Annotated in this window: 9 protein-coding genes; 5 read left to right on the top strand and 4 right to left on the bottom strand. The window is 63.4% G+C overall.

Translation table 11 applies throughout. The features are described from left to right. From rfaE2 to EN884_RS15965, 3 genes are all read left to right on the top strand, one after another. The coding region (rfaE2, locus tag EN884_RS15975) for a D-glycero-beta-D-manno-heptose 1-phosphate adenylyltransferase (RefSeq protein ID WP_128360622.1) at positions 1-917 on the top strand (917 nt) is incomplete at its 5' end. 7 nt (positions 918-924) lie between these two features. Further along, positions 925-1,497 (top strand): SIS domain-containing protein, encoded by a 573-nt coding sequence (locus EN884_RS15970; protein WP_024504153.1) that lies wholly within the window; start codon positions 925-927, stop codon positions 1,495-1,497. Beyond that, on the top strand, positions 1,490-2,149 hold the full coding sequence (locus EN884_RS15965) for an HAD-IIIA family hydrolase (protein ID WP_063168810.1): 660 nt from the start codon (positions 1,490-1,492) through the stop codon (positions 2,147-2,149). The genes EN884_RS15970 and EN884_RS15965 overlap by 8 nt, the downstream gene beginning before the upstream one ends. Positions 2,150-2,153: 4 nt before the next feature. Here the strand turns inward: EN884_RS15965 and EN884_RS15960 are convergent, their stop codons facing one another. Next, entirely contained in the window at positions 2,154-2,948 is a 795-nt protein-coding gene (locus EN884_RS15960; protein ID WP_063168809.1) for a glycosyltransferase family 2 protein, read from the bottom strand. Between the two features lie 253 nt (positions 2,949-3,201). Next, positions 3,202-3,681 (bottom strand): Lrp/AsnC family transcriptional regulator, encoded by a 480-nt coding sequence (locus EN884_RS15955; protein ID WP_013530077.1) that lies wholly within the window; start codon positions 3,679-3,681, stop codon positions 3,202-3,204. Between the two features lie 249 nt (positions 3,682-3,930). Here EN884_RS15955 and trxB point away from each other — a divergent pair, with 249 nt between their 5' ends. Together trxB and EN884_RS15945 are read left to right on the top strand one after the other, a co-directional pair. Next, positions 3,931-4,905, top strand: a complete 975-nt coding sequence (gene trxB, locus EN884_RS15950; RefSeq protein WP_063168808.1) for a thioredoxin-disulfide reductase — start codon at positions 3,931-3,933, stop codon at positions 4,903-4,905. A gap of 79 nt (positions 4,906-4,984) precedes the next feature. Continuing rightward, the gene (locus EN884_RS15945; protein ID WP_013530079.1) at positions 4,985-5,881 is read left to right on the top strand and encodes a LysR family transcriptional regulator; all 897 of its coding nucleotides are present in this window, start codon (positions 4,985-4,987) and stop codon (positions 5,879-5,881) included. Positions 5,882-5,947: 66 nt separating this feature from the next. Here EN884_RS15945 and EN884_RS15940 read toward each other — a convergent pair whose 3' ends face one another. After that, on the bottom strand, positions 5,948-6,445 hold the full coding sequence (locus tag EN884_RS15940) for an isoprenylcysteine carboxylmethyltransferase family protein (RefSeq protein WP_013530080.1): 498 nt from the start codon (positions 6,443-6,445) through the stop codon (positions 5,948-5,950). Between the two features lie 719 nt (positions 6,446-7,164). Continuing rightward, positions 7,165-8,495, bottom strand: a 1,331-nt coding sequence (locus EN884_RS15935; RefSeq protein WP_128360621.1) for an elongation factor G, incomplete at its 5' end; no start/stop codon positions are given.

The following is an 8,495-nucleotide window of genomic DNA, read 5'->3' as shown; positions in this document are numbered from 1 at the left end:
ACCCGAAGGGCCGCGATTACGCGCGCTATGCCGGGGCGACCGCCATCACCCCCAACCGCAAGGAACTCGGCGAGGCCGTCGGCCATGCGGTGTTCGCCGATGACGAGATCGTGGCTGCCGCGCGCCAGCTGATTTCGGCACATGGTTTCGATTTCGTCGTTGCGACGCGCAGCGAAAAGGGCATGAGCGTGGTCGGCCCCGACGAGGCGCGCCACATCGCCACCCAGGCGCGCGAAGTGTTCGACGTTTCGGGCGCCGGCGATACGGTGATCGCGAGCTTCGCGCTGGCGCTGGCCGTAGGCGCCGATACGGTCATGGCCGCTTCGATCGCCAATGCCGCTGGTGGCGTCGTTGTGGGAAAACGCGGCACAGCGCGGCTGACGGTCGAGGAACTCACCGGCGCGCTGTTCCGTTCACATGGGCCGACCGCCCACAAGGACGCCATCCTCGACGCCACATCGGCCGCCCGCATGGTGGCGGCGTGGAAGGAAGAGGGCCTGAGCGTCGGCTTCACCAATGGTTGCTTCGACATCCTGCATGCCGGCCATGTCAGCTTGCTGCACGCGGCGCGAAGCCAGTGCGACCGGCTGGTGCTCGGCCTCAACAGCGATGCCTCGGTGCGGCGCCTGAAGGGCGCCGGCCGGCCGGTCAACGACCAGCACGACCGCGCCTGCGTGCTGGCAGCACTCGCCTCGGTCGACGCGGTCGTGGTGTTCGAGGAAGATACGCCGCTGGCGCTGATCGAAGCGCTGCTGCCCGACATACTGGTCAAGGGCGCCGATTACACGGTCGATACCGTGGTCGGCGCCGATGTGGTGCAGAAGGCCGGCGGACGCGTCGTGCTGGTCGATCTCGTCGCTGGAAAAAGCACCACCAACACCATTGGCAAATTGCGCGCCGGCGGCACCACAAACTGAGGGTTTCATGTCCGACTTGAACGATTACCTTGTCCGCTCGGCGGCTGCCATATCAGCCATGGTCGAACGGGACCTGACCGGTGAGATGGAGCGGGCGGCGAGCGCGGTGGTGACGGCGCTTTCGTCGGGGAAGGCCTTGCTCATCGCCGGCAATGGCGGCTCGGCCAGCGACGCCATCCACATTGCCGGCGAACTGGTCGGCCGCTTTCTCAAGGAGCGCAAGGCCTACAATGTCATCGCGCTGCCGGCCAATGCGGCGGTGCTGACCGCCTGGGGCAACGACTATGGCTTCGACACGGTGTTTTCGCGCCAGGTCGAGGCGCATGGCGCGGCCGGCGGCGTGCTTCTGGCAATCTCGACCAGCGGCAATTCGCCGAGCATCCTCGCCGCCGCCGAACAGGCACGGAGGATGGACATGACGGTGATCGGCATGACCGGCGATACCGGCGGCAAGCTGAAACCTCTGTCCGATATCCTGCTCAACGTTCCGTCGACCTCGACGCCGATCATCCAGCAGGGGCATCTGTGCCTTTATCATCATCTGTGCGAGGTGGTCGAAGCGCGCCTCAGCAATGGCTGATCCCACGACCTCTGGCCGCTATCCGCTGGCTGAGCCGGGCCTGTGGGTCGAGCAGGTCGGCTCAAAGGTGTTCGCCGCCGGCTCTCCGGCGCTGTTCCTCGACCGCGACGGCACCATCAATATCGATACGGGCTATCCGGATGATCCTGGCGAAATGGTGCTGCGCGCGGATATAGCCGCGGTGATAGCCGCCGCCAACGGGGCCGGCATTCCCGTCATCGTCGTCACCAACCAGTCCGGCATCGCGCGCGGCTATTTCGGCTGGAGCGATTTCGCCGCCGTCAATGGCCGCGTGCTCGAACTGCTACGCGCCGACAATGCGTTCGTCGACATGGTCCTTGCCTGCGCCTATCACGAGGCGGGCTCCGGCCCGCTCGCGGCCGCAGATCATCCGATGCGCAAGCCCAATCCGGGCATGCTGCTGGAGGCGGCCAGTCGCCTCGGGCTCGATCTGCGGCGTTCGCTGATCGTCGGCGACAAGGAGGCCGACATGGAGGCGGGACAACGCGCCGGCCTCTCGCAGGGCTGGCTGGTGGACGGGCAAGCGGCTGTCCGACGGGGCTTCACAATTCGGCCTTGGTGCGACCGCGCGGACTTCGACGGCCTGCTCGCCGCAATAGCTGCACTTGGGGCCGCCTCGGGCGCGCCCTAACGGTTTATACCCGATCGTTGTCCCGCCAGGCTTCATAGAGCTTGGCCTCGGTGGCGAACGAATACACCATCACCAGCATCGAATAGACGAACCCGTGCCGGCCGCACAGGAAGTAGCGCTTGGCCAGGTAAAACTTCAGGAAGTTGCCAAGCGGCGACAGCACCAGTCTTATCAGGCCAGGCTTCTTGGCTCGTTCGACCAGCGTGGCGACCTTGAGGCTGGAGTAGGTGTTGGCTCTCGCCAGATCCTCGGCAATAGTCATTTCGCGGCGATGCAGCAGCACGCCATTTTCTATGGTGCCGGTTTCGCCCGGCACCTCGAACGACTCATGGACCCGCAGATTGAGGTCCATGGTCGCCTTGTCGCGCCGGAAAAGACGCAGCAGCCTGTTGTGAAGCACCCAGCGGTGCGCATAGCCATAACCCTTCAGCTTGTCGCGGCGCCTGATGTACCATCCGTCGAAAGCATCGTTCCCAAGCTGCGTCACATTCGTGATCGACTGCCTGAGAACGTCATCGATGGCCTCGTCGGCTTCAATCGAAAGGCACCACGGTTGGGTGGCCTGATCGAGCGCGAATTGCCGCTGACGAGGAAAGCCCGGCCAATCATTGTGAAACAGCCTTATCGGGTAGCCCTTGGCGATGAACGCATTGACGACGTCCAGAGTGCTGTCCGTCGAGCCTGAATCGACGACGATGATCTCGGCGCAGAAGTCGACGCTTTCCAGGCATTCGCCGATCATGTCGGCCTCGTTCATACAGATGACCAGCGCCGAAACCGGGCTAGAAAATCGAGTCATCGTCCCACCCCACGGCACACTGTTCTCGGAATTGGGCTGCCCTGCGCCACCTGTATTATGCAATCCCGAAAGCGCTATGCGCTTTTCCCAGGAAAACCGTTACACACTTTTTCTGGAATTGCTCTAGGAAACCAGCAAGGTGGCTACGGCAGTACATCCGGCTCCACAGGAGAGCCTATCGAACGCCAAAGCGGCGCTGATATGGCGAGGCGCTCAGGCCGCATCGGCGAAAGCCGGTTGCGGTTCAACCGGCTCAAGGCTGTGCGAACGAGACCAAGCCTTCGTCCTTGACCCGGCGGATGGTGAGCGCTGTGCGCACCGTGTCGACATTCGGGGTCGAGGTCAGTTCCTCGATGACGAAGCTCTGGAAGGCGCCGAGGTCGCTCGCCACGCAATGCAGGAGGAAATCGGATTCGCCCGACACCATCCAGGCGTCGCGTACGATCGGCCAGCCGCGGGTGCGCTCGGCAAAGATGCGCAGCTCGGCATCGGCTTGATGATGCAGGCCGACGAGGCAGAAGGCAACGACATCAAGGCCGAGCGCTGGTGCGTTGAGCAGAGCGCGGTAGCCACGGATGATGCCGGCTTCCTCCAGGCGCTTGACGCGGCGCAGGCATGGCGGTGCCGAAATGCCGACGCGGTTCGACAGTTCGACATTGGTCATGCGGCCGTCGCCCTGCAATTCGCGCAGGATCTTCCAGTCGATGGCGTCGAGGTCGGCCTTGAGCGGCATGAGGGCTCTCGATCATGAGGGGCAACACGCAAGAATCTTGCGTGATTTTGTAATTAAACGACTTCGCTGTCCATTCCATCCTTCGCCCGGAATATTTCGCGGGATCCGCAGGCGACAGGGTGTGACAAAGCTTTCCGGGGACGAACTCCAACTTGCCTTGCTGGCGTCGTGGGCAACACTTACATTACGCGCGACAATGATCGAGTTTTCCATGCCGCAATTGCCGGCAGCCCTCCGCAGAGGCTTTAGATGACCACCAAGCACGCGCCCGTTCTCATCATCGGTTCCGGCCCGGCCGGCTATACGGCGGCGGTCTACGCCGCCCGCGCCATGCTGAAGCCGATGCTGGTCGCCGGCCTGCAGCAGGGCGGGCAGTTGATGATCACCACCGATGTCGAGAACTATCCCGGCTTCGCCGACCCGATCCAGGGTCCGTGGCTGATGGAGCAGATGCTGAAACAGGCCGAGCATGTCGGCACCGACATCATCAACGACATCATCACCGAGGTCGACCTCAACGTGCGACCGTTCCGTGCCAAGGGCGATTCCGGCACCACCTACACCGCCGACGCGCTGATCATCGCGACCGGCGCGCAAGCGAAATGGCTGGGCATCCCGACCGAGCAGGACTTTATGGGTTTTGGAGTCTCGGCCTGCGCCACCTGCGACGGCTTCTTCTACCGGGGCAAGGATGTCGCGGTGATCGGCGGCGGCAATTCGGCGGTGGAAGAGGCGCTCTATCTGTCCAATCTCGCCAAGAGCGTGACGGTGATCCACAGGCGCAGCGATTTTCGCGCCGAACGTATCCTGCGCGAGCGGCTTCTGAAAAAGGACAATGTCCGCGTCATCTGGGACACGATCGTCGACGAGATCACCGGTCGGCCCGGCAAGACGCCGCTGCCGCCCTCGGTCGAAGGGCTGAAGCTCAAGCATGCGGGGACCGGCGAGGTGTCGCACCTCAAGATCGACGGTGTGTTCGTGGCCATCGGCCATGCGCCGGCGGTTGAACTGTTCGCCGGCAAGCTCAAGCAGAAGCCGAACGGCTATCTGTGGACGGCGCCGGATTCGACCCGCACCGATGTGCCGGGCGTGTTCGCGGCCGGCGATGTGACCGACGATATCTACCGCCAGGCGGTGACGGCAGCGGGGCTTGGCTGCATGGCCGCACTCGAGGCGGAGAAGTATCTGGCCGGCATCGAAGTGCATCGCGAAGCGGCCGAGTAGAGAGTTCAGAGAGCGGCTTAGAAACGCCGTGTAAAAGCCTGATTTTTCATTCAGACGCCAAAACAGAACGAGGGGAATCATGGCGTTGGACTGGGACAAGCTACGCGTGTTTCACGCTGCGGCGGAGGCGGGGTCGTTTACCCATGCGGCCGAGACATTGCATCTGTCACAATCGGCGATCTCGCGGCAGGTCAGCGCGCTCGAGCATGATGTCGGCGTGCCGCTGTTCAACCGCCACGCCCGCGGGCTGGTGTTGACCGAGCAGGGTGAGATGCTGTTTCGCACGGCGCATGACGTGCTGATGAAGCTGGAGACCATCAAGTCCCGGCTGACCGAGACCAAGGATCGCCCGTCGGGCGTGCTGCGGGTGACGACGACGGTGGGGCTGGGCGCCGGCTGGCTGACCGAGCGGGTGCAGGAATTCATCGAACTCTATCCTGAAATCAGCCTGCAGTTAATCCTCGCCAACGAGGAGCTCGATCTCACCATGCGCCAGGCCGATTGCGCCATTCGGCTGCGCCAGCCGCAGCAGCCGGACCTGATCCAGCGCCGCCTGTTCACCGTGCATTTCCACCTCTACGCGGCCCCATCCTATGTCGCCAAGCATGGCAGGCCGTCTTCCGTCGCCGAGCTGAAGGCCCATCGCATCGTCACCTTCGGCGTGCCGGTGCCGTCGCATCTGTCGGAGCTGAACTGGCTGGAAACGGTCGGTGATTTCGAAGGCGGGCAAAGGGTGCCGACGCTGCAGATCAACGACATATTGTCGATCAAGCGGGCGGTGCAGGGCGGTGCCGGTATCGCCATGCTGCCCGACTATGTGATCAGCAAGGACTCCGACCTCGTGCAGCTGCTGCCGGAGACCGAGGTGCCGTCTTTCGACACCTATTTTGCTTATCCGGACGCGATGAAGAACCAGGCCAAGCTGCACGTGTTCCGGGACTTTATCATCGCCAAGGCGAGAAGCTGGTCATTCTAAGGACATGTCGATTGCCTGGCCCGACCTGAGCCTCAACATGCCCTGAGACGGCGCTGCCGGTTTCACCTACCCCCGCCAGGGCGACAGTCGAGGCAGCCAGCCGGGCACGTTGCGGCGGTAGGCGTCGTATTCGGCGCCGTACCGGTGAGCCAAAGTCGGCTCCTCGTAGAACCGCACGAAAGAGCCCATGGCGATCGCGCCGATGACCGCATAAGCGGCCAGCGTCCAGCTCGAGAACAGCAATGCCTGGCCGAGGATGATCGACAGCACGGCGACATACATCGGGTTGCGGACATGACGGTAGATGCCGCCGATCACCAGCCTCTCGGTTGGCGCGACCGGAGCGGGCGTGCCGAGGCCCTCAAGCGCGAATCGACCGAAGGCATGCAGCAGTGCTGCGATCGCGACGGCGATCAGAAGCCCGCCGGCAGGAACAAAGCCCGGCAGACCAGACCACGGCAAGCCCCAGCGATCGGTCAACAGCCAGGGCACCAGCCCGGCAACCACGCAGGGCGCCGCGATGAAGAAGGCCGCACTGCCGGCGATCGCCGAAAACGTCCGCATTGGCTGCTTCCTCCCGATTGCCTTAGAAATGCACGCCTGCTGCCTGCTTCCACATCATTGCCCGGTTTTGGCATTTTGAGCCGAAAGCCAGCCGAGATCGGCAATTCTGTAGTTGCAATTGCCCGATTCGGCGGCCCATTTCGACGATTCTGCTGGTCCTATTGGCTTCTGGAATGGGTTAGACCACAGCCTGCGTCTTTTTGCATGCGTGTGTTGCAAAATAGATGCTTGTTTCTTGGGCATGATGAGCACATATATAGATCATCTCCTGGGCGCGTTCTCCTCCCATTAGCGCCCTCGAGTGTTCCCCTCTGGAGGTTAGCCTTAACAGGCACTCCAATCAAACTCAGCCGGATCTTCATTGATCCGGCTTTTTTGTTGCCTGTGCTCTGCTGGGCCGGCAAAAAATTCCATCACAATTGCCACGTAACGGTGACATGTAACCTCTGGTAACATAGCCCGGGCGCCCGCGACCTGCTATGTGGATCATAGGACGCGGTGTGGTTCGGACGGGAGATGGGGGCATCACTCGTACGGCCCGGGCTCAGGCGGCTACCGCGTCCGAACCGTTTTTCCGCCGAACTCGGCGGCACCAAATGCGGCGGACCTGCCGTTTTACCTCCCAAGGAAACGGTCCGCGAACAAAACGACGTCCGGTCCCCGCCGGACGTCGTTTTCTTTTGTCCCCTCGAATCAGGTTCGAGAGGAACGCTACGCCATCAGGCAGCCTTGCCGTTGGTGTTCATCGCCTCGTCGGCCAGACGGCCGGTGAGTTCGGCCATGTGGTCGAAGACGGCACGGTAGCTGGCAACGCCCGCGGTCGCCGAGCGCAACTCGATGATCAGGTCGCCGATCTCGGCTTGCGGCATGGTTGCCTCGACGACATCCCATCCTGGCCAGCCAGGCCGCGCGTCGTAGCCGAGTATCTGGCCGCGCCGTTGCGGGATGAGAGCGATGATCTTCGAGGTGGCGTCGGAGGGTGTGACGATCTCGACCTTCATCACAGGCTCCAGGAGCACCGGCAAGCACGCGGCCATGCCTTCCTTCATTGCCAGCCTGGCCGCCATCTGGAAGGCCATGTCGGAGGAATCGACCGCATGGTAGGAGCCGTCCGACAGGTTGACTGCGACATCCACGACCGGAAAGCCCAGCGGCCCGGATTTCAGATAGTCGCGGACCCCGGTCTCGACCGACTGGATGTAGGTCTTGGGCACGACGCCGCCGGTGATGGTGTCGGTGAACTGGAAGCCGGAGCCGCGCGGCAGCGGCTTGATCTCGATCACCACGTCACCGAACTGGCCATGTCCGCCGGACTGTTTCTTGTGACGGCCGCGCTGTTGCGCCGATTTGCGGATCGTCTCGCGATAGGGCACCGCCGGCGGATGGCCTTCGACCGGTATCTGGTTCTTGCCTTCCAGCCGCTCGCGCACCACGCGCAGATGCATCTCGCCATGGCCCGACAGCACGGTTTCAGCCGAGTCCTGGTTGTGGCGCAGGCTGAGCGAGGGGTCCTCCTCGGCCAGCCGCTGGATGGCAGCCGACATTTTCACTTCGTCCTTGCGCTCCTTGGGACGGAGCGCGAAGGCGAAGACCGGCTGCGGCGGCTCGAACTGGACGAGCGGCTTGATGCCGCCCTTGGCCGAACTCAGCGTCTGGCCGGTCTTGACCTCGTCCAGCTTGCCCAGCGCGACCGTATCGCCGGCCTTGGCGATGGAGAGCTTGGAATGGTCCTTGCCGAGCATCCGGTAGATGCCGGAAACCTTGGCCGTGTCGCCGCCGGGCAGCCAGAGTTCGGAACCGTCGACGACCTGGCCGGAGAGGATGCGCGACACCGACAGCTTGCCGCCATGCGAGGTGTGGATGGTCTTCATCACCTGGACCAGGGTAGCCGCGCCGTCGGGTGCACCGAGCCGCTTGCGGGTCGCCTCGATGTCAGGCGCGTCGTGGCGGATCGCCTTCAGGAGACGCAGCACGCCGTTGCCTTTCTCGGCGGTGCCGATCAGCACCGGGGTCACCGCGCCGTCGCGCAGGTCGGCGGCGAGATCGTCGA

The sequence above is a fragment of the Mesorhizobium sp. M7A.F.Ca.AU.001.01.1.1 genome, assembly GCF_004022735.1.
In the GTDB taxonomy this organism is placed as follows: Bacteria; Pseudomonadota; Alphaproteobacteria; order Rhizobiales; family Rhizobiaceae; genus Mesorhizobium; species Mesorhizobium ciceri.
Note: the sequence above shows the minus strand (reverse complement) of the source record. Positions and strands in the feature narration are given on the sequence as shown.

Excerpts from the sequence above, each read along its gene's own strand:
- EN884_RS15955 (WP_013530077.1), bottom strand. The coding sequence starts at position 3,681 with ATGCCGCTCAAGGCCGACCTCGACGCCATCGACTGGAAGATCCTGCGC.
- trxB (WP_063168808.1), top strand. The coding sequence starts at position 3,931 with ATGACCACCAAGCACGCGCCCGTTCTCATCATCGGTTCCGGCCCGGCC.
- EN884_RS15970 (WP_024504153.1), top strand. The coding sequence starts at position 925 with ATGTCCGACTTGAACGATTACCTTGTCCGCTCGGCGGCTGCCATATCA.
- EN884_RS15960 (WP_063168809.1), bottom strand. The coding sequence starts at position 2,948 with ATGACTCGATTTTCTAGCCCGGTTTCGGCGCTGGTCATCTGTATGAAC.
- EN884_RS15940 (WP_013530080.1), bottom strand. The coding sequence starts at position 6,445 with ATGCGGACGTTTTCGGCGATCGCCGGCAGTGCGGCCTTCTTCATCGCG.
- EN884_RS15945 (WP_013530079.1), top strand. The coding sequence starts at position 4,985 with ATGGCGTTGGACTGGGACAAGCTACGCGTGTTTCACGCTGCGGCGGAG.
- EN884_RS15965 (WP_063168810.1), top strand. The coding sequence starts at position 1,490 with ATGGCTGATCCCACGACCTCTGGCCGCTATCCGCTGGCTGAGCCGGGC.